This window comes from Ectothiorhodospira mobilis (assembly GCF_900114895.1).
Classification (GTDB): Bacteria; Pseudomonadota; Gammaproteobacteria; order Ectothiorhodospirales; family Ectothiorhodospiraceae; genus Ectothiorhodospira; species Ectothiorhodospira mobilis_A.
On sequence record NZ_FOUO01000011.1, the window covers coordinates 43,867 to 68,301 of the forward strand.

Consider the following 24,435-nt stretch of genomic DNA (forward strand, 5'->3'; position numbering starts at 1 on the left):
GACCCCCATGATCCGTGATCCCAATCCATGGACGGTGGAGGCCTGGCGCCTGGCGGCGGCGCTGGCCGCGGGCCTGCTGCTGGGTTGGGTCTTCGGGGGGGGCGCCCTGGGCCTGGCCCTGGCCCTGGCCGGCTACCTGGGCTGGCATGTCTATCAGCTGTGGCGCTTTCACCGCTGGGTGCGGGTGGGGCGGCGCAGCGATCCACCGGAGGCCTCGGGCATCTGGCGGGATCTGATCCACGAGCTCTACCGTCTGCATCAGCGCAACCGCCGGCGCAAGAAGAAGATCGCCAAGCTGCTCAACCGCTTCCACGAATCCAGCGCGGCCATGCCCGATGCCACGGTGATCCTGGGCAGCCGCTTCGAGATCGAGTGGTTCAACGGCGCCGCCGTGGAGTTGCTGCAGCTGGAGACCCCCCGGGACATCGGTGCCCGCATCACCAATCTCCTGCGGCATCCGGATTTCGTCGCCTACGTGCAGCGGGGTTCCTACGCCGAGGCGGTGGAGTTCTCCCGCGCCCCGGATCATCAGGTGCGCCTCTCCGCCCGCATCGTGCCCTATGGCAACCGGCAATTCCTGCTCACGGTACGGGACGTCACCCGCATCCATCGCCTGGAATCCATGCGCCGCGACTTCGTGGCCAATGTCTCCCATGAGCTGCGCACGCCGCTGACGGTGATCAACGGCTATCTGGAGACCCTGGTGGATGACGACACCCTGGACCCGGCGATCCATACCACCCTGAAGTCCATGGAATTCCAGGCGGAGCGCATGCGCCGCATCATCGACGATCTGCTCACCCTCTCCCACCTGGAGACCCGGGAAGACCCCAAGGCCGAGCAGACCCCGGTACCGGTGCCGGCCCTGGTGGGGGGGATCGAGGAGGAGGCCCATATGCTGGTGGGGGAGAAGGGGCAGACGGTGACCGTGGAGGCGGACCCGGACCTGTGGCTGCGGGGTGCGCGCACCGAGCTGCACAGCGCCTTCTCCAACCTGGTGACCAATGCCATCCGCTATACCCCCGACGGCGGGCAGATCACCATCCGCTGGTTCCAGGATGAGGCCGGCGCCCACTTCCAGGTGGAGGACACGGGTATCGGCATCCCGCCGCAGCACATCCCCCGGCTCACGGAACGCTTTTACCGCGTGGAATCCGACCGCAGCCGCTCCCGCGGCGGCACCGGCCTGGGCCTGGCCATCGTCAAGCATGTGTTGCAGCGCCACGGCGGTAAGCTGCGCATCGAGAGCGACCCCGACCAGGGCAGTATCTTCACCTGCGACTTCCCCTCCACCCGGTTGCTCCGCCGTCCCAGCGATTGAAACCGGGCACCGGCCCTTCCCATCCCCCCTTGCGGCCGTATCCCCTGGCCCCATTCGACGCCGCCACCCCGGGATCCTGAGGCGATCCATTGCGGTCCCAACCGTTGGGGATCGGGGCTCTCGATCTGTGTGACAATTCCGTTACAATCGCCGCCATTGCAAAAGGTGCCGTCATGTCCCCGAAGAGCTATTTCTCCAGCCTGTTCGGCAAATCCCCCGTGCGCCCGCTGCAGGCCCACGCGGATCAGGTGCGTGCCTGTGTCGCGGAACTGCCCGGGTTCCTGGAGGCCGTCCTCGCCGGCGACTGGACGGCGGCCGGGGAGCGGCGGGACCGCATCGCGGCCCTGGAGAACGAGGCGGACCGGCTCAAGAAGGAACTGCGCCTGCAATTGCCCAAGGGGCTGATGCTGGCCATGTCCCGGCGGGACGTGCTGGAGGCCCTCACCGTGCAGGACCGCATCGCCAACACCGCCAAGGACATCTCCGGTCTGATCCTCGGGCGCGGCATGACCTTCCCCGAGTCCCTGCAGGCAGGCCTGCAGGAATTTCTGGCCCGCAGCGTGGAGGCGGTGGAGCAGTCCGCCCGGGCCGTGCACGAACTGGAAGACCTGGTGGAGGCGGGGTTCCGCGGCCACGAGGTGGAGGTGATGGAGACCCTCCTCATGGAGCTGGACCGCATCGAACACGATACGGATCGCATGCAGGTCCAGGTGCGGGCGCGGTTGTTCGCCCTGGAATCCTCCCTGCCCCCCGTGGACGTCATGTTCATGTACCGCATCATCGACGAGATCGGCGATCTGGCCGATCTGGCCCAGCGGGTGGGCAGCCGTCTGCAGCTGATGCTGGCGCAGTAGCGCCCCATCCGATCACCCACAAACCGCCAGAACCGGGTATTCCATGGAATACGCAGCGCTTTTCATTGCCCTTGCATGCCTTTTCGGCTTCTTCATGGCCTGGGGGGTGGGGGCCAACGACGTGGCCAACGCCATGGGCACCTCCGTGGGGTCACGGGCCCTGACCATCCGTCAGGCGGTGATCGTGGCGGCGCTGTTCGAGTTCACCGGGGCCTGGCTGGCGGGTGGGGAGGTGACCCAGACCATCCGCAGCGGCATGCTGGATGCCGGCCTGTTCGCGGGGACTCCGGAGATCCTGGTGTACGGCATGCTCTCCTCCCTGCTGGCCGCAGGGATCTGGCTGCTGGTGGCCTCCTACTTCGGCTGGCCGGTCTCCACCACCCATTCCATCGTCGGCGCCATCATCGGCTTTGCGGTGGTGGCCGTGGGCATGAGCGCCGTGGCCTGGGACCGGGTGGGGACCATCGCCATGAGCTGGGTGGTCTCCCCGGCCCTGGCGGGGGTGATCTCCTTCACTCTGTTTCGCAGTGTGCAGATCCTGATCCTCGACACCGAACGCCCCCTGGACAACGCCCGCCGCTTCGTTCCCCTGTACATCTTCCTCGCCGCCTTCTTTACCGCCCTGGTCACCCTGCTCAAGGGGCTCAAGCACGTGGGCCTGGAACTCTCCATGGTGCAGAGCTATGCCCTGGCCGCCGTGGTGGGGCTCGGGGTCATGGGGCTGGGGATCCTGGCCATCCGGCGCCTGAAGCTGGACGCGGCGGCGGACCGGGAGTTCCACTTCACCAACGTGGAGAAGGTCTTCGGCGTGCTCATGCTGGTGACCGCCTGCGCCATGGCCTTTGCCCACGGTTCCAACGACGTGGCCAACGCCGTGGGGCCCCTGGCCGCGGTGGTGAGCGTCTCCCAGGACGGCAACGTGCACGACCAGGCCCCCATGGCCATGTGGATCCTGCTGTTGGGGGGCACCGGCATCGTCCTGGGGCTTGTGACCTACGGCCACAAGGTGATCGCCACGGTGGGCAGCAACATCACCGAACTCACCCCCAGCCGGGGCTTTGCCGCCACCCTGGGGGCGGCCATGACCGTGGTCCTGGCCTCGGGCACCGGGCTGCCCATCTCCACCACCCATACCCTGGTGGGCGGGGTGCTGGGGGTGGGCATGGCCCGGGGCATCGCCGCCATCAACCTGGGCGTGGTGCGCACCGTGTTCATGTCCTGGATCATCACCCTGCCGGCGGGGGCCCTGCTCTCCATCTTCTTCTTCCTGCTGCTGCGGACCCTGCTGGGCTGAAGCGATCATGTCCGCTGTCATGCAGGCTTCATCCCGGTGGGGCACCATGTGCGATTACCCCAAGGGGCCAACCCCCCATGACCCGGTTGTCATCCGCCCCATCAGGGATGAATATGAACGGTCGTCCAAGCAAAGGATGCAGCGATGCCCAAGGGGAGCCTGATATGACCTGTCCCAAGACCCTGATCCTGGTCCGCCATAGTCAGGCCGGGGATGCCGAGGCCTTCGCCCGCACCGGCCAGGAGGACCAGTTGCGTCCGCTGACGCCCCGCGGGGTGGCGCGCATGGACGAGGCGGCCCTGGGGCTGGCCACCCTGCTCAAGGGGGACGTGGCCCTGTTCACCAGCCCCTATGTGCGCGCCCGCCAGACCACGGAGATCCTGGCCCGGGCCCTGCCTGCCCGGGCGGTGGAGGAGACCCCCGAACTGGTGCCCGAGGCCGATCCGGCCCGGCAGATGGCCTGGTTGCGGGGGCTGGGCAAGGCGCTCCCGTCCACCCTGATCCTGGTGGGGCACGAGCCCAACCTCTCCCTCCTGGCCGGCTGGCTCCTGACCGGGCGGCGCCATGCCCCGGTGCGCATGAAGAAGGGCGGGGCCTGCGCCTTCGCCCTGGAGAAGGACTGCCGGGAGGGGGGGGCCGTACTCCAGTGGCTGCTGACCCAGCGCCAGTTGCGCCTGCTCCAACCCCACTGACCCGCTCCCGGTTACGCCCATGTTCCGACGCCGCAAACCCTCCGACACGGTGGCCGCCGTGGATCTGGGCTCCAACAGCTTCCATATGATCGTCGCCCGGGTGCGGGACGGGGAGATGCACGTCCTCGACCGCCTGCGCGAGCCGGTGCGCCTGGCCAGTGGTCTGGACCATCGGGGCCATCTGGACGAGGCGTCCATCGAACGCGCCCTGGCCTGCCTGGAGCGTTTCGGCCAGCGGGTGCGGGACCTGCCCGAGGGCAGTGTGCGCGCCGTGGGCACCAACACCCTGCGCAAGGCCCGCATGGCGGAGGGCTTCCAGGAACGGGCGGGGGAGGCCCTGGGCCATCCCATCGAGATCATCGGCGGACGCGAGGAGGCCCGGCTCATCTACCTGGGGGTGGCCCACTCCCTGGCGGACGACGGCGGCCGCCGTCTGGTGGTGGACATCGGCGGCGGCAGCACCGAACTCATTATCGGCGAGCGTTTCGAACCCCTGCACATGGAGAGCCTGCACATGGGCTGCGTGAGCATGGGGCGGCTGTACTTCCCCGAGGGGCGGGTCAGTGATACCGCCTGGCGGGCCGCGGAGATCGGCGCCCGCCTGGAGCTGCAGCCCATCGCCGAGACCTACCGCCGTCTGGGCTGGCAGGATGCCCTGGGGGCCTCCGGCACCCTGCTGGCGGTGGACCGCATCCTGCGGGAACAGGGCTGGTCCCGGGAGGGGATCACCCTGGAGGGGCTGCGCCGCCTGCGGGACGTGATCCTGGAGGCGGGGGACGCCATGAAGCTGCAGCTCAAGGGCCTGAGCGACGACCGCCGGCCGGTGTTCCCGGGGGGCGTGGTGGTGCTCAGCGCCATCTTTGAATCCCTGGGCATCGAGCGCATGCGCGTCTCCGACGGTGCCCTGCGCGAGGGTCTGATCTATGACCTGCTGGGGCGCAGCCACCACGAGGACGTGCGCGGGCGCACCATCGACGGCCTCATGAAGCGCTTCCAGGTGGATGCGGAGCATGCGGCGCGGGTGGAGCGCACGGCCCTCATGCTGGTGGAGCAGGCGGGGGAGCAATGGGACCTGGACCAGGATGACGCCGACAGCCTGGCCTGGGCCGCCCGCCTGCACGAGGTGGGCCTGAGCATCTCCCACAGCCAGTATCACAAGCACGGCGCCTACCTGGTGGAGAACGCCGACCTGGCGGGTTTCACCCTGGAGGGGCAGCGGCGCCTGGCCCTGCTGGTGCGGGCCCACCGGCGCAAGTTCCCGGTCAAGCTCTTCTCCGCCCTACCGGAACCGGAGCGGGACCGGCTCACGCGCCTGGCGGTGCTGCTGCGCCTGGCGGTGCTGCTGCACCGCGCCCGCAACGAGGAGGGGGCGCAGGCCATCACGGGCCTCAAGCCCAAGCCCCAGGGGCTGAAGCTGCGCTTTACCCCCGGCTGGCTGGAGGCCCACCCCCTGACCCGGGCCGACCTGGAGCGGGAGGCGGACTACCTGCGCAACGCCGGCTTCAAGCTCAGGTACGAGGATTAGCTGTTTGATATCGATTCGAAATGGGATACCACTGGTAGGTCTGCAAGAAGGCAGTAGCTCCGCTCAGAATGCCTAGGACGTTCAGCGACGGTTGCTGTTATCCTCGCCAGTTGGTCCGGAAATCAAGTTCCACGATCAGCCTGTGATCGGTGATGCACAGGACACCGAGGTCCCGGCACACGTCGGGTATCTTTCGGTTCGCTCTTTTCTTCGAGGGCTTTGAGCCCTCCTTGCTGACCACTGTCGCTTTGTAGCGTAGCGCAGCTGCGATCAGGAACGGGTCATTGCCGATCTGTTCGATCTCGGCGTCTGTCAGGTCGGGCGCATACTTGTCCAGAACATCGGGAACCAGCATGTCGCTGTCATCGGGGTTCAGGATGAAATCGTCCTTGTGTGCCTTGAACCAGTCCTTCAGCTCTTCGTCCTGGGGTTTTAGTTCATCCCAGATGGGCTGGGGCACCTTGATGTTCCCCTTGTCTGCGTTGTAGGCCAACCAACTCCAGTACTCTGGTACCCGTTCCGGGGGATAGTAGTCGCGATGTGCGAAGATGAAGACGTTGGCATCCAGCAGAAACACGATTACCCCAGCCCCGCCCTCAGTCCGTCGAAGTTCTTGGCGTTCACGCCCAGGATACGGGATGCGCGGGTATAGGTGATCGCCCCGGCATCAACCGCCCCGAGGACCGTCCGGATCAACGCCGATCCAAGCTGACTGCGTTTCGTAGTGTGATAGGTGGGGCCACCTTCCCGTGCTCGCAGGCGGTCTCGATGTTGTTTCCACTCGGCCTGATAGGCACGGTACCGCTCCCACCAATCATCGTCCTCGATCTGACCCAACTTCCATAGACGATGGGCCACCGCTGCGCGGCTGATACTGAACTCGGTTGCCAGGGTTTCGATCGCCTCACGCAGACCCTGGTCACGCACCTGCCTCCATGCCTCCAGAAAAAAAAACTTTGGCATCAGGAATTCGGTAGCGACCCGGTTGCAGAACGCCTCTAGGTTCTGGGTATCTTCCCGCCCCGTAAACGGCGATAGATTACTGATTCCTGTCGCACCGGCCCAGATATGGGCCAGTTCGTGCAGCAGGGTAAATGTGTGGGCCGCCTTGGCGTCGTTGCTGTTGATGATGACAAAGGGAGCGATGGGATCGGCTAGGGCGAGGCCTCGGAACGCCTCCGGCTCAATGGCCGTATGGTGGCTTCCCAAGTCGCCTTGAAGGAGCACAAACACGCCGGCTTCCTCGGCTTTCTGCCGCAGAACTCGGAACAGCGTGTCCCTATCCCGCAAGGCACGTTGGCTCCCGAAATCCAGGTCCAGCACCTGCCGGATGTCGGCCGCCACCACTTCAGGGGAAGTCGGATTCTGGAAACGGCCCACAAAAGGCAGGGGTTCGACACCTTCAGCCTCTTCGGTCAGCAGTCCAATCACCTCTTGCTGACGCGCCCGCATCCGCCGCACAAGGGCCTGAAGAACGTTCCCATCTTCGTCAACCGCTTGGTCAGCGAGGGTGCGGAAGTCGTGGATGGGTTCGGCTTGCCTCGGTGGCCTCCGCATGTAGAAGGTCAGGACCGGGCGGTAATAGGCCTTCGCCAGCTTCGTCACCTGGGTCCGGGCCGGAATTTCCTCTCCGGTTTCCCAGTCTTCCAAACGCTCGCCAGCCGTCTTCTTTCTTGTGTCTGCAATACCGGCCCGTTGGGCGGCCTCGTCAAGAGACAACCTCGCTTGCTCCCTCGCCCAGCGAAGGACCGCAGGATTGATATGGGCCTTCATCACAGTCATCACTTTTTAGCAAAGAGCATCGCTCATACGGGTAAATATCTCGTTTCGACAGAAAGTGCGTCAAGATGAAACCGGATAGCGTGCTACGCGCAGCCCTGTTGGATACTGAAGCCGCGCTTGGGTGAGGCATTCCACGGCGTATCCCCGCAAGGGCATGCCCGCCCGTCACGAGGCGCTCAGTTTCTCCAAAAGGCGTGCCTGGGCAGAGCGGGGGGGTTCCCCCTCCTGGGGCTGGATGCGCCGGTAGCTGCCGTCCGGCTGCAGCACCCAGGTCTGGGTGTTGTCCTCCACGTAGTAGCAGAGGGATTCCTCGATCACCCGCTGTTGCAGTTCCGGGTTGTCCATGGGGAAGGCCGTCTCCACCCGCCGGAAGAAGTTGCGTGGCATCCAGTCGGCACTGGAGAGGAAGACCTCCGGCGAGCCGGCGTTGTGGAAGTAGAACACCCGCGAGTGCTCCAGGAAGCGGCCCATGACCGAACGCACGTGGATGTTTTCCGACACCCCGGGCACGCCGGGGCGCAGGGAGCAGATGCCCCGCACCACCAGGTCGATGCGCACCCCCGCCTGGGAGGCCCGGTACAGGGCCTGAATGATGCGGGGCTCGATGAGGGAGTTCATGCGCGCGATGATGCGACCGCCGCGCCCGGCCTGGGCGTGCTCGATCTCCCGCTCGATACGTTCCATCATGCCGGAGTGCAGGGTGAAGGGGGACTGCAGCAGCTTGCGCAGCTTGGAGACCTTGCCCAGCCCGGTGAGCTGCTGGAAGATCTTGTGCACGTCCTCGCCCACGCCCCGGTCGGCGGTGAGCAGGCCCAGGTCGGTGTAGGCCCGGGCGGTGCCGGCGTGGTAGTTGCCGGTGCCCAGATGTACGTAGCGCCGGATCTGCCCCTTCTCCCGGCGCACCACCATGAGCAGCTTGGCGTGGGTCTTGTAGCCCACCACGCCGTAGGTGACATGGGCGCCGGCATCCTGCAGCCGGTTGGCCAGCTGGATGTTGGCCTCCTCATCGAAGCGGGCCCGCAGTTCGATGATGACGGTCACCTCCTTGCCCGCCTGCGCCGCCTGGATCAGGGTCTCCACCAGCTGGGAGCGTTCGCCGGTGCGGTAGAGGGTCTGCTTGATGGCCAGCACGTCCGGGTCCCGCGCCGCCTGGCGCAGGAATTCCAGCACCGGCAGGAAGGACTGGTAGGGGTGGTGCAGCAGGATGTCCCCCCGGCGGATGGTGTGGAAGATGTCCGAGGCGCCGGTCAGCGACGGGGGCAGGGCGGCGACGAAGGGGGGATGCTTGAGATCGGACCGGTCCACCATCTCGTGCACCGCCATGAGCCGGTTGAGGTTCACCAGCCCGTTCACCTGGTAGAGGTCCTCCGGCTGCAGCTTGAACTGGCGCAGCAGGAAGTCCGCCACCTTGGCGGGGCAGTTGTCCGCCACCTCCAGGCGCACCGCCTCGCCGTAGTTGCGCTGGGGCAGCTCCCCCTCCAGGGCCATGAGCAGGTCGTCGATCTCCTCCTCGTGCACGAACAGGTCGGAATTGCGCGTGAGCCGGAACTGATAGCAGCCGGTGACCTTCATGCCCTGGAAGAGCTCGCCCACATGGGCGTGCAGGATGGAGGAGAGGAAGACGAAGTCGTTGTCCCCCTGGGCGATCTCCCGCGGCAGGCGCACCAGGCGGGGCAGGGAGCGGGGGGCCTGCACCACCGCCATGCGGCTCTCGCGGCCGAAGGCGTCCTTGCCCTCCAGGGTGACGATGAAGTTCAGGCTCTTGTTGAGGATGCGCGGGAAGGGGTGTGCCGGGTCCAGCCCCAGGGGGGAGAGCACCGGCAGCAGTTCGCGGCTGCAGAAGTCCTTCACCCAGGCGGCCTGTTCGCGGTTCCACTGGGTGCGGCGCACGAAACGGATGTCCTGCCGGGCCAGGGCCGGCACCAGGATCTCGTTGAAGGTGCGGTACTGGTCGTCCACCAGGTCGTGGGCCGACTGGCTGATGCGGGCCAGCTGCTCCGCCGCGCTCAGGCCGTCCGGGCCGGGGGTGTTCACCCCCAGGGCCAGCTGCTGCTTGAGACCGGCCACGCGGATCTCGAAGAACTCGTCCAGATTGGTGGAGGAGATGCACAAAAAGCGCAGCCGCTCCAGCAGGGGGATGTCCTCCTGCTTGGCCAGCTCCAGCACCCGCTGATTGAAGGCCAGCAGGCTCAGCTCGCGGTTGAGGTAGTACTCCGGATTGCTCAGATCGGTGTCGGTCATGGTCTGCATCATGGCCCGTGTCGGATGCATGGGACGCCCGCGGCGGGCCCTGGGGCCCGGGCCTGCGTCACACTACGGTCGCTTTGTTTCACTGCCGTGACAGGGGCTGGGTCTCGCCGCCGGCCAGCAGGAATTCCAGCAGGGCCTTTTGGGCGTGCAGGCGGTTCTCCGCCTCGTCCCAGACCACGCTTTGCGGCCCCTCCAGCACGCCGGTGCTCACCTCCTCCTCGCGGTGGGCGGGCAGGCAGTGCATGAACAGGGCGTCGGGGGCGGCCCGGGCCATGAGCTTCTCGTCCACCACGTAGTCGGCGAAGGCGCGGCGGCGGGCCGCCTGTTCCTGTTCCTGGCCCATGCTGGCCCAGACGTCGGTGACGATCAGGTGCGCCCCCTCGGCGGCCTCCATGGGGTCGCGCACGATGGCGGCGCTGCGCCCGGCGGAGGCGAGGATGAGCGGGTCCGGGTCGTAGCCCTCGGGGCAGGTGATGCGCAGCGTAAAGCCCAGGCGTTCGGCGGCGTGGATGTAGCTGTGGCACATGTTGTTGCCGTCCCCCACCCAGACCACGGTGCGTCCGGCGATGTCGCCGCGCAGCTCGAACCAGGTCTGCAGGTCCGCCAGCAGCTGGCAGGGGTGTTCCAGATCGGTGAGGCCGTTGATCACCGGCACCCGGGAATGGGCGGCGAATCGCTCCACCTTCTCGTGTTCATAGGTGCGGATCATCACCGCGTCCACCATGCGCGAGAGCACGCGGGCGGAGTCCTCGATGGGCTCGCCCCGGCCCAGCTGGGTGTCCCGGGGCGAGAGGAAGAGGGCATGCCCCCCCAGCTGCTGCATCCCCACCTCGAAGGACACCCGGGTGCGGGTGGAGGACTTCTCGAAGATCATGGCCAGGGTCTTGCCCCGCAGGGGGGCATGGGCATTGCCCTGGTGCTGCTGCGCCTTCATCTGCATGGCGCGCTGGATCAAGTGACGCAGTTCCTCGGCGGACAGGTCCAGGAGGGAGAGAAAATGACGAACAGCCATGGTGTGTTCCTCAGGCGGCCTCGGCCGCGAAGCGTTCCACCAGGGTCGAGACGGTATCGATGATCTCGTCCGCCTGGGCGTGGTCGATGATCAGGGGCGGCAGCAGCCGGATCACCTGTGCGGCGGTCACGTTCACAAGCAGGCCCCGCTCCAGGGCCTGGCCCACCAGTTCACCGCAGGGCCGATCCAGCTCCAGACCGATCATGAGCCCCCGGTGGCGGATCTCCCGCACCATTGGGTGTTGCCCCAGCCGCCTGCCAAGGCCCTCTGACAGATACCGGCCCATGGCCGCGGCCCGGGAAGGCAGGTCCTCCGCCTCCAGGGTGTCCAGCACCGCCAGGGCGGCGGCGCACACCAGGGGATTGCCGCCGAAGGTGGTGCCGTGGGTGCCCGGGGTGAACAGGCCCGTGGCGGGGCCGGCCACCAGTGCCGCGCCGATGGGTACGCCGTTGCCCAGGCCCTTGGCCAGGGTCAGGCAATCGGGACGCAGATCCTCGTGCTGGAAGGCGAAGAGGGTGCCCGTGCGGCCGATGCCGGTCTGGATCTCGTCCAGCATCAGCAGCCATCCCCGCTGGTCACACACCCGGCGCAGGCCCGGGAGATACCCCTCGGGGGGGATGCGGATGCCGCCCTCGCCGGTGACCGGCTCCACCAGCACGGCGGCGATGTCCTCGCGCCCCGCCAGGGCCTCCACCGCCGCCAGGTCGCCGTAGGGCACGCGGATGAACCCCTCCACCAGGGGTTCGAAGCCCTGTTGCACGGCTGCATTGCCGGTGGCGCTGAGGGTGGCCAGGGTGCGGCCATGGAAACTGCCTTCCATCACCACCACCTGCGGCCGCTCAATGCCCCGGCGGCGGGCATGCAGGCGCGCCAGCTTCAGGGCCGCCTCGTTGGCCTCGGCGCCGGAGTTGCAGAAGAAGGCCTGATCCATGCCGGAGCGGGCCGTGAGGCGTTCGGCCAGACGGGTCTGCAGGGTGATCTCGTAGAGGTTGGAGGTGTGCACCAAGCGGCCCGCCTGATCACACAGGGCACGGGTCACGGCGGGGTGGGCATGGCCCAGCCCGCACACGGCGATGCCCGCCAGGGCGTCCAGGTAGCGCCGCCCCGAGGTATCCCACAGCCAGGCCCCTTCGCCCCGTTCGAAGGCCACCGGTTGGCGCCTGTAGTTCTGCACCAGCGCGTCTGACATCGGGTGTTTCCCCTCCCATAAACGAAAAAAGGCAGCCCAAGGCTGCCGGCCTGCCACGCGTTCCCTGCGCCGGATGCGGATCCTGTCCGGCGTCCCCGCCGGACGGATCATCATACGACGCCGGGGCGGCGTGCGCAAAGCCCCGTCCTACGGCCGTTTTCCGCAGGACGGGGCGGTGGTGGACCCGTTTCTTGAACAGGCCCCGGAGGTTCAGCCCATGTTACGGGCGACGAAGTCCCAGTTCACCACATTGAAGAAGTTCTCGATGTACTTGGGACGGGCGTTGCGGTAGTCGATGTAGTAGGCGTGCTCCCAGACGTCCATGGTGAGCAGCGGCGTCATGCGGCTGAAGGTCAGCGGGGTCTCGGCGTTGCTGGTGTTGACGATCTCCAGCTGGCCGCCGGCATTCTTCACCAGCCAGGTCCAGCCGGAGCCGAAGTTTCCGGCGCCGGAGGCGGCGAACTTCTCCTTGAAGGCCTCGAAGGAACCGAAGGCCTGCTGGATGGCCTGAGCCAGGGCGCCGGAAGGTTCGCCGCCGCCATCGGGGCTCATGCAGTTGAAATAGAAGGTGTGGTTCCACACCTGGGCGGCGTTGTTGAAGATCCCGCCGGCGGGGGCCTTGCGGATGATCTCCTCCAGGGGCAGGTCCGCGAACTGGGTGTCCTGGATCAGCTTGTTCAGGTTGGCCACATAGGTGGCGTGGTGCTTGTCGTGGTGGTACTCCAGCGTCTCCGCGGAGATGTGGGGTTCCAGGGCGTTCTTGTCGTAGGGCAGGGGGGGCAGTTCGTGAGTCATGGCCGTTTCTCCTTGCGTGCCTTGCGTGGATGCAGGTGGTGTCATTCTTGGATTGGGTCTAAAGATAGGGCAGGGCCGCGGGGGAATGCAAACCGCGCCGCCCTTGGATGAACATACGCAACGATGGGGCATGGGGCCAGCGGGGCGAGAGGTTCTATTGCTTATAACTATTAAATATATCAATTTGATTTATTTGAACACGTCCGGGATCTTTCCTATAACCTCAAGGACAGAACGTGTACGGGCAGCCTGGCTGCCCCACGGAGTCCCGGCAAGCAGGGGCCGCCCCCGGATCACCGGGAAATGCCGCTGCCTGGGGTCGCCCCACCGCAGCCTTCCGCGGTGGCCCCCACGAAGCAGCGGACAAGACATGACGATGGGAGAGAAAGATGGCCGGTAATGACGTGGCAAGCGCGGGCAAATGCCCGGTCCTGCACGGTGGCAACACCGCGGTCGGGAATTCCAACATGGACTGGTGGCCCAAGGCGCTGAACCTGGACATCCTGCACCAGCACGACACCAAGACCGACCCCCTGGGTCCGGACTTCAACTACGCCGAGGAATTCAAGAAGCTGGACCTGGAGGCGGTGAAGGCGGACCTGCGCCGGCTGATGACCGACAGCCAGGACTGGTGGCCGGCGGACTGGGGCCACTACGGGGGCCTGATGATCCGCATGGCCTGGCACGCGGCGGGCACCTACCGCATGACCGACGGCCGCGGCGGCGCCGGCACCGGCAACCAGCGCTTCGCGCCCATCAACAGCTGGCCGGATAACGCCAATCTGGACAAGGCCCGCCGCCTGCTCTGGCCCATCAAGAAGAAGTACGGCAACCGGCTCTCCTGGGCGGATCTCATCATCCTGGCCGGCAACATCGCCTACGAATCCATGGGCTTCAGGACCTTCGGCTTCGCCGGCGGGCGCGCCGACATCTGGCATCCGGAGAAGGACACCTACTGGGGGTCGGAAGATGAATGGCTGGCGGAGAGCTCCAGCCGCTACGAGAGCGAGGACCGCAATACCCTGGAGAACCCCCTGGCCGCGGTGCAGATGGGGCTGATCTACGTGAACCCCGAAGGGGTGGATGGCAACCCCGACCCCCTGCGCACCGCCCAGGACGTGCGCACCACCTTCGCCCGCATGGCCATGAACGACGAGGAGACCGTGGCCCTGACGGCGGGGGGACACACCGTGGGCAAATGCCATGGCAACGGCGACGCCACGAAGATCGGTCCCGACCCGGAGGCGGCCGAGGTGGAGGAACAGGGCCTGGGCTGGCGCAACCCCCAGGGCAAGGGCTGCGGCCGCGATACCGTCACCAGCGGCATCGAGGGGGCCTGGACCACCCACCCCATCCAGTGGGACAACGGCTACTTCAAGATGCTCTTCGAGCACGAATGGGAGTCGCGAAAGAGCCCCGCCGGCGCCTGGCAGTGGGAGCCGGTGGACATCAAGGAGGAAGACATGCCGGTGGACGTGGAAGACCCCTCCATCCGCCATAAGCCGATCATGACCGACGCCGACATGGCCATGATCAAGGACCCCATCTACCGCAAGATCTCCGAACGCTTCTATCAGGATCCGGAGTACTTCAACGAGGTCTTCGCCCGCGCCTGGTTCAAGCTCACCCACCGCGACCTGGGTCCCAAGAGCCGCTACCTGGGCCCCGATGTGCCCCAGGAGGACCTCATCTGGCAGGACCCCATCCCCGCTGTGGACTACACCCTGAGCGATACGGAGATCGCCGAACTCAAGCAAAAGATCCTGGACACCGGCCTGAGCATCCCCGAACTGGTGGCCACCGCCTGGGACAGCACCCGCACCTTCCGCTGCTCCGACTACCGCGGCGGCGCCAACGGCGCCCGCATCCGTCTGGCCCCCCAGAAGGACTGGGAAGGCAACGAGCCCCAGCGGCTGCAGAAGGTGCTGGGCGTACTGGAAGAGGTCCGCTCCGGCCTGGACAAGCCGGTGAGCCTGGCCGACCTGATCGTCCTGGGGGGTACCGCGGCGGTGGAAAAGGCGGCCCGCGCCGCCGGCGTGGACATCACCGTACCCTTCGCCCCGGGGCGGGGGGACGCCACCGACGAGATGACCGACGCGGAATCCTTCGAGGTGCTGGAACCCATCCACGACGGCTACCGCAACTGGCTCAAGAAGGACTACGTCGTCTCCCCCGAGGAACTGATGCTGGACCGCACCCAGCTCATGGGCCTGACGGCCCCGGAGATGACCGTGCTGGTGGGCGGCATGCGCGTGCTGGGCACCAACCACGGCGGCACCCGCCACGGCGTGTTCACCGACCGCGAGGGCGTATTGAGCAACGACTTCTTCGTCCATCTCACGGACATGGCCAACACCTGGGTGCCCACCGGCAACAACCTCTACGAGATCCGTGACCGCAAGACGGGCCAGGTGAAATGGACCGCCACCCGCATCGACCTGGTCTTCGGCTCCAACTCCATCCTGCGCGCCTACGCCGAGGTGTACGCCCAGGACGATGCCGGCGAGAAGTTCGTCCAAGACTTCGTCCGGGCCTGGACCAAGGTCATGAACGCGGACCGCTTCGATCTGAGATAACCGGGCGAGGGGGCCTATACGGCCCCGCCGGGAACACCGGGAGGAATCATGCGGGGGCGAATGCCCCCGCTTTCGTTTGGGTTATTCCCGCCAAGGCTGAACGGGATGATCCTGCGTCATAGCTCATGGTAAGGTGAATCAGTCGTGGTTAAGCTACGACTTATTTTGTCGTTTTGGTCGTGTAGCCTCGGCAGAACATCAGACGGAACGCTGACACGTCGCGCTAGGGAATGAGGTCCGGATGAGCTTTGAGTCCTTTTTTGCCGCCGCCATGGGGGAAGGATGTTCCCCCTTCCCTTATCAGAAGCGTCTCACCGAGGGCCCCTGGCCCGATTGCGTCGAGATCCCTACAGGCCTTGGCAAGACCGCCGGAATCGCCCTGGCCTGGGCGTATCGGCGAGGAGTGCGGGCCGACGGTGAGCGCAAGGCCCCCGATCCGGATACCCCGCGGCGGTTGATCTGGTGCCTGCCGATGCGCGTACTCGTCGAGCAGACCGCGCGCAATATCCGGGAATGGTTGCAGCGCTTACAGGTGCTTGGTGACGCCGGAGAACCGGGCCGGATCGCGGTGCACATGCTCATGGGAGGCGAGGCGGACCTTCGGCGTGGGGCATGGGCGGCCTACCCGGAACAGGATGCCGTCCTGGTGGGCACTCAGGATATGCTCCTTTCACGCGCCCTGATGCGTGGTTATGCCATGAGCCGGTATCAGTGGCCGGTTCACTATGCGTTGTTGCACAACGATGCCCTGTGGGTACTGGATGAGGCACAACTCATGGGGCCAGCCCTGCCCACCACCACCCAGTTGGAGGCCTTCCGGCGAATGCTGGATACGGCCGCGCCGGCACGCAGTGTCTGGGTTTCCGCCACCTTGCACACGGATTGGTTGGATACGGTGGACTTTCGCCCGTACCAGCGCTCCGGCCTGCAACATCTGCAACTGGAGGATGCAGACCGCCGGTCACCCGCCGTAGCCGCCCGTATCCAGGCCGCCAAGCGCCTGGACTTGGCCGAAACGCGCCTGCTCGCCAGCAACGGTAAGATCAGCAAAGGGGAATCGGCCTACACGCGCGACCTGGCCCGCGAGGTGATTGCAGCCCATCGGGATGGGGAGCAGACCCTGGTCATCCTCAATCGTGTCGACCGGGCTCAGGCCCTCTTCGATGCCCTGGCCGGGACGGATGCACAGCGGCTGCTGCTGCATGCCCGTTTCCGCCCGGCGGAACGGGCTGCCATCGAGTCGCAGTTGCAGGAGCCACCTGGCGAGTCCGGGCGTATTATCATCGCCACCCAGGCGGTGGAGGCGGGAGTGGATCTAGATAGCCGGGTCCTGTTCACCGAACTGGCCCCATGGGCCTCCCTGGTCCAGCGCTTCGGTCGCTGTAACCGTGCCGGCCGTTTCGAAGATGCTCGCATCTACTGGATCGATCTGGACGAGAATACCGGTGATCTGGCCCTGCCGTACGAGGCAATCTCCCTGGCCCGGGCCCGGGAGCAGCTCCGGGCCGCGGCCTCCGCTGCACCAGCGGACCTGCCTCCGGTTACTGAGGCCCCGCCGACCGATCAGGTCCTGCGCCGGCGCGATCTGCTGGACCTCTTCAATACCGACCCGGACCTCTCCGGCTTTGATGTCGATATCGCCCCCTATATCCGCGATACAGGGACCCCACCGGTGCAGGTCTTCTGGCGGGCGGTGGATGATGACGAGGCGGCTGCCGAGCAGGGTGCCCCGAGCCGGGAAGAGCTTTGCAGCGTCTCCGTGGGGCAGTTACGTAATCATTTAAGCAGGAAACTACCCACCCCCCGGAGGCGGAAGCTGGGCCGAGAGGTGCGGTTTGCCTGGCGCCTGGATCCGCTGGCCGGGCGGGGACGCGGTGGTCGGTGGCGCCGTATACGCGCCGATGAGGTACGTCCCGGGCAGACCATCCTCTTGGCCGCTGCTGACGGTGGCTACGATCCTCATCGTGGCTTCGTCGCAGGTGATGCCGAGCCGGTGGCAGTGATCCCGCAGAAGAACGGGGTCGACCCCGAAGGTTACGGTAGTGATGTCCTGAGCCACATGGGTCGTCGGGTACCGCTTCCCGAGCATCTGGCCGACGTGGCGGCGGCCATGGCGGATCTGGGCCACAGCCTGGAATGCCCGCAAAAAGAGCGTACCCTCCTGGAGCTAGCCGCCCGATGGCATGATGTCGGCAAGGCCCACGAGGCCTTCCAGCGCGGCATCGGTTTCGAGCCCGGCGATCCCGATGGCCCCTGGGCCAAGTCCGACCAATCAGGGCGGCCCGACTATCATCGCCTGGACGGGCAGGGGAGGCGGGAGGACCGCCCCGGCTTCCGCCACGAGCTGGCCTCGGCGCTGGCGTGGCTGGAGGCCGGCGGTGGGGGCCTGAGCCCATCCGAACGCAACCGTGTGGCCTATCTTATTGCCGCCCATCATGGCCGTGTGCGCCTGGGCCTGAGGGCCCTGCCCGACGAAATGGAGCCTCCGGAGCCCGGCATCCTCTACGCCCGCGGCATCTGGGACGGGGACTCCCTGCCGGCGCTGAACCTCCATGGCCTGCGGCTGGAGCCGGTCACCCTGAGACTGGATCTCATGCGCCTGGGCAATGGTCCTCAGGGCCCTTCCTGGAGCGAACGCACCCAACGGCTTTTGAATGAACTCGGTCCCTTCCGCCTGGCCTGGGAAGAGGCCCTGGTGCGCATCGCCGACTGGCGCGCCTCGGCCCGGGAGGCCGGTGAATGAGACTGGATAGTATCCTGACCATTCTGCGTGCCCTGGACGAGGCCGGCGTGCGCTACCTGATCGCTGGAGGGGTCGCGGTCAACCTCCACGGTTATACCCGCCTGACCCAGGATCTGGATCTGGTGGTGGAGCTCTCTCCCCGGAATGCGATGGCGGCCGTGCAGGCGCTGGCCCGGCTCGGGTATCACCCGCAGGTCCCGGTGGAAATCACGGAGTTTGCCGATCCGGCTCGGCGCAAGGAGTGGATGACCCACAAGCACATGCAGGTCTTCTCCCTGATCAGCGAGGCCCATCCGGATACCACGGTGGACCTCTTCGTGACCGAGCCCTTCTCCTTCGATGAGGAATACGACCGGGCCGATCGCTATGAACTCGTCGCTGGTTCCGAAGTACGTACCGTAAGGCCGGAAACGCTCATCGCCATGAAGCGCGTTGCCGGCCGGGATCGCGACCGAGACGATATCCAGCACCTGGAATGGATCATCGAGGAACGCCGGGATAGCAGCAATGACTGAGAAAACAGAAGACGGCTGGGGGGCAGCGACCCGGGAGGGGAGCCGTCGTGCCCAGCTCCGCCGAGCATTGCAACGAACGCCGCGGGAGCGGCTGGAGGCGATGCTCCAACTCGGCGAAACGGCGCAACGGCTGGCCGCCGCCCCGCGCCGCACGCCTCATGAAGCGGTGTCAAACGCTTCGAACAGCCGTGTGGGAGAGGAGGAGGCTCACTACGACGGACGTGGCCTCGACGGATGCTCTCATGAGTTGGCACTCCCCGGGTGCAATCCAATCCCGCTGGCGGGTTATCTCAAGGCACTGGGGATCCTGCGTCTGGTGGCCGAACAGGTCGATCCTGAGGCCCGCGGCTACTGGGAGAACGAGCGCTTCATCCTCTGCAGCCGGCTGGATGCCGATGGTCTGCGCCGTTTCCTGCTGGAGGAGTACCGGCCAACGCCCTTGTTAGCCCCGTGGGGCGCGCGCTCAGGCTTTTATCCAGGCTCTGCGGAATCCGGAGCCCGGAAAGTACTCGAGAGCATTCAGGCAACCGAAGGGGAGCGTCTTGCCCATTACCGCGATGCCATCGCCGAGATCGCTGCACTCCTGCGCAAGCATGCCTTCGAGCAGAAGCCCGAGAATGATGAGCGCAAACTCCAGTTGATGCGCCTATGCCGAGCCGAGCTGGACGAAGGGCTCGTTCGGTGGCTGGATGCCTGCTACACGCTTACAGCGGAATGGCGTCGATTCCCACCGCTATTGGGGACGGGCGGAAACGAGGGGAGTGGAAGTTATCTCGCAGGGTTCGGTCAACTCGTCGTCGACTGTTTGTATGATCGCAGTTGTGATCCGGCCCTCGGAGCTGCTCTATTCGGGTTCAGTGTGCCAGCTGCCGATAGCGGCCAGGTCCCAGGCCAATTTGCGCCTAGTATGGCGGGAGGTACCAATCAAGGAACCGGATACAACGGCGAGGTGACGACCAACCCCTGGGACTATCTGCTCGCTCTGGAAGGCACACTCCTTTTTGCATCGTCCAGCACGCGCCGGCTGGGTAGCCTGGCTTCGGGGAGTGCCAGTTTTCCCTTTACAGTACAAGTCACTGGGGCGGGTACGGGCTCGACTGCGACAGTGGATGAGGAAGGGTCCCGTGCGGAAATGTGGCTTCCTCTATGGAAAGCCCCGGCGAGCATGGATGAACTCCTCTTCCTACTGAGCGAGGGCCGCGTGACTCTCGGATGCAGGCCGGTACAGGATGGGCTTGACTTTACGCGCGCCATTGCCCTCCTGGGGGCAGATCGCGGTATCTCTGCCTTCCAACGTTATAGCTTCATCCAGCGTTTCGGTCGCAATGTCTTCGCAATTCCCCTCAACCGCATCACCGTCCAGCGCAACCGGGCCGCCGACCTCATCGACGACTTGGACAGCGGCAACTGGCTGAGCCGTTTTCGCCGCCACGCCCGCTCCGAAGGGGCCAATCGTATCCTTTCCCTGGCGCGCCGGCTGGAAGATGCCCTCTTCGAGCTGACCACCGCACACGAGGATGATCGCGCCCCGGTCCTGCGCTGTCTCCTGAGCATTCTCGGAGAGATCCAACTCTATCTTGCCCGCAGCCCAAAAGCCCGTGAGAGCTGCCCGCCGGTGCCCTCGCTTTCGGGGCAGTGGTTCATCCAGGCCGACGACGGCAGTCCGGAGATGGCCCTGGCCGCGGCGCTGGCCGGGCTGCACGCCCGGGGGAGACAAGGTCAGTGGCTGTTGCCCATGCGTGGACACCTGGCCCCGGAGCGCCCTGGTCGTTACCCCGGATGGGATGAGGAGGCCCACCATGCCGTCACCTGGAGAGTCGGTGCCGAGGTGAGCAAAAACCTAGCGGGCACCCTTTACCGACGTCTACTCCAGGCTGAAAAGGACGAACTACCGGACCGGCCCCTGCAGCCGGCCCGGACGGCACCGCTGGCGGATGTCGCCGCCTGGATCGCAGGGGAGGTGGATGAGCAGCGCCTCGCTGCATTGTTGCCCGGTCTGATGCTGGTGCGCATCCCTGGGGGCGGTGGCCGGGCCATGGAATACAGCGCCCCGCTACCGGCCGCTTACCGCCTGCTCAAACCGCTGTTTTGTACCGAGGAGCAGCTTCACCGTACCGGTCTGCTGCCACCGGAGGCGACGCTGCCCCTTCCGGCCGGGATCCTCCGTCGTCTGGAGGCCGGAGATGTTACCGAGGCCCTAGATCAGGGCATACGTCGACTGCGTGCCAGCGGTCTACGCACCACTCTGAACGCCCTCGCCCCAGGGACCCGCCAGGGCCAGCGACTGCTGGCGGCGCTGATGGTGCCCATCTCCGACGCAGGGCTGAAATCTCTGAACCCAGCAATGGTTATCCAACCAACTGAGTCCGAATCCACTGCGAATACATGAAAGGAGTCTTGAGATGTCCATGCATTTTGATGCTCTGGAGACGAGCCCGCGATTACTGATGGAGGCGGATCTGCACCCCATCCAGGGCACTCGGTTCCAACCCACTGGCTTTCCCGATCTTGGGGCCGCTGAGTATCCCGCGCCCCATGGTGAAGGGCGCATGCTACTGGTTGAGTCGGCGCAAAGTATGGCCAACCGTCTGGAGGCTGTTTGCTGGGATCCTGGCGAGGAGGATTGGGTGGCTCCGCTACGGGGATTGCCATATGTACGTGTGAAGAACGCAAACGGAGAACTCCTGACGACCTCGGTACTGGAAGCACACCGCCTCAACTCGCCTTATATTCTGGAAAGCAAGGACACCACGGTCCTGGATATGCTCAAGGCGGAACTCGCCGGGATGGAGCAGGGCCGTGTCGATATCCGCAAGCTGGCCGAGACCCTGGTTCGAGTAGATACGAATGCAGCCTTGCACGGTGTATTCCTGGCCAAAAAGGAACTTGCCGGTGGGCGGTTGAGATTGCCTCGGGTGCTTTCAGGGTTCATCGAAGCGGAAGATGTTCAGGTGGCGCCGAGTGGAGGGGTGAAGGTTGATAGCGTGGATCCGAGTGGTGATACCTCCAAAGGGTTTGGCAATGTACCCTATGCGCGTGACGAATATGTCGCTTCCCGGATCACTGCCTTCTTTAATCTGGATCTGGCACAGATCCGGGCCTTCCGCCTGGGCGAAGCAGCGGAACAACTCCTGGTGGCCATGGCGCTGTTCAAGATCCGCCGGTTCCTTGAGGTTGGCCTGCGCTTGCGTACAGCGTGTGACTTGGATTGCCGAGCGCTGCGGGTCAACCGTCCAGAAGGATTTAATGTGCCGACCCTGTCCGAGCTGGAGGGGGCGCTTCCCGGATTGATCGAAGCGGCAGGGCGGCAAGGGCTTCTCAATGAGCCCAGGATCACGGAAGTAACCTACAGGAAGTAATCATGGTTACGATTGCCTTTTGTTTTCCGGCTGGACGCTACCACGCTACGCCCTGGGGGCGCCATGTCAATGAGGCAGAAATCGAATGGCCGCCTTCTCCTTGGCGGATCCTTCGGGCACTGGTTGCTACCTGGCATCGCAAGGGTGCCTCTGATCGCTACCCCACGGCCGTCTTAGACGGATTGGTGGAACGACTTTCCTCGAACCTTCCCAGCTATCGGCTACCATGCGGTGTGCGCACCCATAGCCGCCATTACATGCCCCAGGGCCGCCTCAAGACCGGACGAGAGGATACATCCCTTATTTTTGACGCCTTTCTTCGACTAGACCCGCAAGCGGAGCTGATCGCAAATTGGCCCCATACGATCCTAGAACCGGAACAATATGCGCTGCTGGATGAACTTACCCGTGATCTTGGCTTTCTTGGCCGTGCGGAGAGCTGGGTGGAAGCATGGCGCATTGAAAGCTGGGAGGGGGAAGCGAATTGCCATCCCTCTGAAATTTCGATGGATATCGATACCGGCGAGATGCTGGAGCCGGTTCGGCTGATGACCCCCAGGCCTGCTGAGGAATATGCGACATGGCGTAACAGCATGATCCGCCAGCATGGACTCGATGCGAAGAAATTGAAAAAGCCTCAGCGCGCCATCCTCTCCACTCTGCCGGAGCGGTTTATCGATACTCTTCGCCTGGAGACTAGCGATTTGCAGCAGGCAGGTTGGAGCCTGCCACCTGGGACACGAGCCGTCATCTACCAGCGCCCCTCGGGCAATTTTACTCAGGACTCCGCGCTGCGCTTCACAAAACCAAACCGTGTACAGACCACCACCGCACGACTGGCACTGGCCGGCAGACCGCTTCCGCGGCTGGAGGATGCCATCAAGATCGGAGAGCTAGCGCGCGTGGCCGCCATCAAGAACGCTGAAAAGGCGAACGGTGGTTACGTACCCGCAGTATTATCGGGTCACCACCTCCCCGTGGACAATCGCCACGGCCACGCCTTCTATCTGCCCGAGGATGCGGATCGGGATGGATATATCGATCATATCCTGGTACACGCCCCAGCTGGTATCAGTGCCGAAGGGATCCGAGCGTTGGATCGGATTACGCGGCTATGGGAACGAGATGGTGGTGAGTGGCAAATACTTTATGAAGGATCAGGTACAGTGAAGGATCTGCCGCAATCTCCCTATCTAGGGCGAGCACGCATATGGACCTCTGTTACACCCTACCTACATCCATGGCATATCAAAAAGAACTTTGGTGTAGCCGAACAGATTGCCCGAGAGTGCCGTCAAAGAGAACTGCCTGAGCCAGTTGAAGTAAAAAAGGTAGAGCGCATTATAGTGGGAGGAAAGAAACGTCGGCCTGTCCATTTTCACCGATTCCGGTCTACGCACAAAAGACTGACCCAGCCCGACACTCGCGGTCATTTTGTACAAATTATTTTCGCTAAGCCAGTGGATGGACCCTTAGCGCTAGGTTTCGGGTGCCATTATGGCTTGGGAGTGTTTTCTCCTGGCGATGAAAAAGAATGAAAGTTCCATTCGAAGCCCGGGCTGCCGGGTATCGGGAGGCCGGGTTTCAATGAGGCCCCGGTGGTAAAGGCCGGGGAAACGCGATATTCAGGACCGATTAAGAAACATTGTGAAAAAACGCTTCAATGAGGCCCCGGCGGTAAAGGCCGGGGAAACGCGGCGCTGGAAACCAGGGCGATATTGTTCATCCAGTTAGCTTCAATGAGGCCCCGGCGGTAAAGGCCGGGGAAACCTAACCTCATGTTTTCCGTAATTCTCTTTATTTCATTAGCTTCAATGAGGCCCCGGCGGTAAAGGCCGGGGAAACCGGACGGCCCAGGAGGCCGCCCGGGCCGGTGAGGCCTACGCTTCAATGAGGCCCCCCCACTGTCAGACTAGTTGTCGCCTCTGTATTGTATCCTCTTAAGTTGAGAGGGGGTGAAGGAGATGACGAGTCATGCCTCGATACAGTGACGAACGCAAAGAGGCGGCGCTGGCCAAGCTGCTGCCACCTCACAGCCTGACGGTGAAGCAGGTGGCTGAGCAGGAGAACATCTCCGAGCCGACCATCTACAAGTGGCGCCAGGAAGCCCGAGAGCAGGGCCAGTGTTTTCCGGACAGCGACCACCCGGATCCGGAGGGCTGGACCTCCCGGGACAAGTTTGCAGCGGTGGTCGAGACCGCCGCCATGAACGCTCAGGAGCGCTCCGAATACTGCCGAAGCCGTGGCCTCTACACCGGGCAGTTGGAGCGCTGGCGCGTCGACTGTGAGCAGGCCGCCGACCTGGCCGACAGCCGCCGCCAGAGTCAGGAGCGCGAGAGCAAGGCCCAGCGCAAACGCATCAAGGCGCTGGAGAAGGAGCTCCAACGCAAGGAAGCCGCCCTGGCGGAGACCGCCGCCTTGCTTACTTTACGAATCTATGGCCTGCTCCCCGATCGCAAGCCCCCGTTGGGGTGGTGGATAATCAGGTTGCGTCAATCTATTCGGCCTCGTGGTGGAGCACGTCAGTG

The 24,435-nt window shown here is 64.9% G+C and carries 18 protein-coding genes; 12 read left to right on the plus strand and 6 right to left on the minus strand.

Going from position 1 to position 24,435, the window contains the following annotated elements; all coding sequences use genetic code 11:
• Positions 1-7: 7 nt before the first annotated feature.
• The 5 genes from phoR (at position 8) to ppx (ending at position 5,686) form a co-directional block, all read left to right on the plus strand.
• Entirely contained in the window at positions 8-1,321 is a 1,314-nt protein-coding gene (gene phoR / locus BM214_RS09230) for a phosphate regulon sensor histidine kinase PhoR (RefSeq protein WP_090486064.1), read from the plus strand.
• 173 nt (positions 1,322-1,494) lie between these two features.
• Entirely contained in the window at positions 1,495-2,175 is a 681-nt protein-coding gene (locus tag BM214_RS09235) for a TIGR00153 family protein (protein WP_090486066.1), read from the plus strand.
• Positions 2,176-2,218: 43 nt separating this feature from the next.
• On the plus strand, positions 2,219-3,469 hold the full coding sequence (locus BM214_RS09240) for an inorganic phosphate transporter (protein WP_090486069.1): 1,251 nt from the start codon (positions 2,219-2,221) through the stop codon (positions 3,467-3,469).
• Positions 3,470-3,633: 164 nt separating this feature from the next.
• Entirely contained in the window at positions 3,634-4,161 is a 528-nt protein-coding gene (locus tag BM214_RS09245) for a SixA phosphatase family protein (RefSeq protein WP_177217640.1), read from the plus strand.
• A gap of 19 nt (positions 4,162-4,180) precedes the next feature.
• On the plus strand, positions 4,181-5,686 hold the full coding sequence (gene ppx / locus BM214_RS09250) for an exopolyphosphatase (protein ID WP_090486075.1): 1,506 nt from the start codon (positions 4,181-4,183) through the stop codon (positions 5,684-5,686).
• A 97-nt stretch (positions 5,687-5,783) separates the two neighbouring features.
• On the opposite strand, the gene BM214_RS09255 is transcribed toward ppx, so the two are convergent.
• The 6 genes from BM214_RS09255 to BM214_RS09280 form a co-directional block, all read right to left on the minus strand.
• The gene (locus tag BM214_RS09255; protein WP_090486078.1) at positions 5,784-6,263 is read right to left on the minus strand and encodes a DUF4411 family protein; all 480 of its coding nucleotides are present in this window, start codon (positions 6,261-6,263) and stop codon (positions 5,784-5,786) included.
• A gap of 2 nt (positions 6,264-6,265) precedes the next feature.
• Complete coding sequence (locus BM214_RS09260) at positions 6,266-7,459, minus strand: XRE family transcriptional regulator (RefSeq protein WP_177217641.1); 1,194 nt, start codon at positions 7,457-7,459, stop codon at positions 6,266-6,268.
• 174 nt (positions 7,460-7,633) lie between these two features.
• Entirely contained in the window at positions 7,634-9,721 is a 2,088-nt protein-coding gene (gene ppk1, locus BM214_RS09265) for a polyphosphate kinase 1 (RefSeq protein ID WP_280521893.1), read from the minus strand.
• Positions 9,722-9,797: 76 nt separating this feature from the next.
• Positions 9,798-10,730, minus strand: a complete 933-nt coding sequence (gene argF, locus BM214_RS09270; protein ID WP_090486086.1) for an ornithine carbamoyltransferase — start codon at positions 10,728-10,730, stop codon at positions 9,798-9,800.
• A 10-nt stretch (positions 10,731-10,740) separates the two neighbouring features.
• On the minus strand, positions 10,741-11,919 hold the full coding sequence (locus BM214_RS09275; protein ID WP_090486088.1) for an acetylornithine transaminase: 1,179 nt from the start codon (positions 11,917-11,919) through the stop codon (positions 10,741-10,743).
• A gap of 210 nt (positions 11,920-12,129) precedes the next feature.
• Positions 12,130-12,714 carry a superoxide dismutase gene (locus BM214_RS09280; RefSeq protein WP_090486091.1) on the minus strand — a complete coding sequence of 195 codons (585 nt, stop codon included), beginning with the start codon at positions 12,712-12,714 and terminating at the stop codon, positions 12,130-12,132.
• 389 nt (positions 12,715-13,103) lie between these two features.
• Between BM214_RS09280 and katG the strand changes: the two genes are divergently transcribed.
• The 7 genes from katG to BM214_RS09315 form a co-directional block, all read left to right on the plus strand.
• On the plus strand, positions 13,104-15,290 hold the full coding sequence (gene katG, locus BM214_RS09285; protein ID WP_090486093.1) for a catalase/peroxidase HPI: 2,187 nt from the start codon (positions 13,104-13,106) through the stop codon (positions 15,288-15,290).
• A 241-nt stretch (positions 15,291-15,531) separates the two neighbouring features.
• Positions 15,532-18,033, plus strand: a complete 2,502-nt coding sequence (locus tag BM214_RS09290) for a CRISPR-associated helicase/endonuclease Cas3 (protein WP_090486096.1) — start codon at positions 15,532-15,534, stop codon at positions 18,031-18,033.
• On the plus strand, positions 18,030-18,548 hold the full coding sequence (locus BM214_RS09295) for a nucleotidyl transferase AbiEii/AbiGii toxin family protein (protein ID WP_090486099.1): 519 nt from the start codon (positions 18,030-18,032) through the stop codon (positions 18,546-18,548). The genes BM214_RS09290 and BM214_RS09295 overlap by 4 nt, the downstream gene beginning before the upstream one ends.
• Positions 18,541-20,937, plus strand: a complete 2,397-nt coding sequence (cas8g1, locus tag BM214_RS09300; RefSeq protein WP_090486102.1) for a type I-G CRISPR-associated protein Cas8g1/Csx17 — start codon at positions 18,541-18,543, stop codon at positions 20,935-20,937. Before BM214_RS09295 ends, cas8g1 begins: the two co-directional genes overlap by 8 nt.
• A 13-nt stretch (positions 20,938-20,950) precedes the next feature.
• Positions 20,951-21,907 (plus strand): type I-G CRISPR-associated RAMP protein Csb1/Cas7g, encoded by a 957-nt coding sequence (gene cas7g, locus BM214_RS09305; RefSeq protein WP_090486105.1) that lies wholly within the window; start codon positions 20,951-20,953, stop codon positions 21,905-21,907.
• A 2-nt stretch (positions 21,908-21,909) separates the two neighbouring features.
• Entirely contained in the window at positions 21,910-23,445 is a 1,536-nt protein-coding gene (csb2, locus tag BM214_RS09310) for a type I-G CRISPR-associated protein Csb2 (RefSeq protein ID WP_090486107.1), read from the plus strand.
• A gap of 436 nt (positions 23,446-23,881) precedes the next feature.
• A partial coding sequence (locus BM214_RS09315; protein ID WP_143096380.1) for a transposase occupies positions 23,882-24,435 on the plus strand: 554 nt, incomplete at its 3' end.

Excerpts from the sequence above, each read along its gene's own strand:
- ppk1 (WP_280521893.1), bottom strand. The coding sequence starts at position 9,721 with ATGATGCAGACCATGACCGACACCGATCTGAGCAATCCGGAGTACTAC.
- cas7g (WP_090486105.1), top strand. The coding sequence starts at position 20,951 with ATGTCCATGCATTTTGATGCTCTGGAGACGAGCCCGCGATTACTGATG.
- BM214_RS09290 (WP_090486096.1), top strand. The coding sequence starts at position 15,532 with ATGAGCTTTGAGTCCTTTTTTGCCGCCGCCATGGGGGAAGGATGTTCC.
- BM214_RS09295 (WP_090486099.1), top strand. The coding sequence starts at position 18,030 with ATGAGACTGGATAGTATCCTGACCATTCTGCGTGCCCTGGACGAGGCC.
- argF (WP_090486086.1), bottom strand. The coding sequence starts at position 10,730 with ATGGCTGTTCGTCATTTTCTCTCCCTCCTGGACCTGTCCGCCGAGGAA.
- cas8g1 (WP_090486102.1), top strand. The coding sequence starts at position 18,541 with ATGACTGAGAAAACAGAAGACGGCTGGGGGGCAGCGACCCGGGAGGGG.
- BM214_RS09260 (WP_177217641.1), bottom strand. The coding sequence starts at position 7,459 with ATGAAGGCCCATATCAATCCTGCGGTCCTTCGCTGGGCGAGGGAGCAA.
- BM214_RS09275 (WP_090486088.1), bottom strand. The coding sequence starts at position 11,919 with ATGTCAGACGCGCTGGTGCAGAACTACAGGCGCCAACCGGTGGCCTTC.
- phoR (WP_090486064.1), top strand. The coding sequence starts at position 8 with ATGATCCGTGATCCCAATCCATGGACGGTGGAGGCCTGGCGCCTGGCG.
- csb2 (WP_090486107.1), top strand. The coding sequence starts at position 21,910 with ATGGTTACGATTGCCTTTTGTTTTCCGGCTGGACGCTACCACGCTACG.
- BM214_RS09280 (WP_090486091.1), bottom strand. The coding sequence starts at position 12,714 with ATGACTCACGAACTGCCCCCCCTGCCCTACGACAAGAACGCCCTGGAA.
- ppx (WP_090486075.1), top strand. The coding sequence starts at position 4,181 with ATGTTCCGACGCCGCAAACCCTCCGACACGGTGGCCGCCGTGGATCTG.
- BM214_RS09245 (WP_177217640.1), top strand. The coding sequence starts at position 3,634 with ATGACCTGTCCCAAGACCCTGATCCTGGTCCGCCATAGTCAGGCCGGG.
- katG (WP_090486093.1), top strand. The coding sequence starts at position 13,104 with ATGGCCGGTAATGACGTGGCAAGCGCGGGCAAATGCCCGGTCCTGCAC.
- BM214_RS09235 (WP_090486066.1), top strand. The coding sequence starts at position 1,495 with ATGTCCCCGAAGAGCTATTTCTCCAGCCTGTTCGGCAAATCCCCCGTG.
- BM214_RS09240 (WP_090486069.1), top strand. The coding sequence starts at position 2,219 with ATGGAATACGCAGCGCTTTTCATTGCCCTTGCATGCCTTTTCGGCTTC.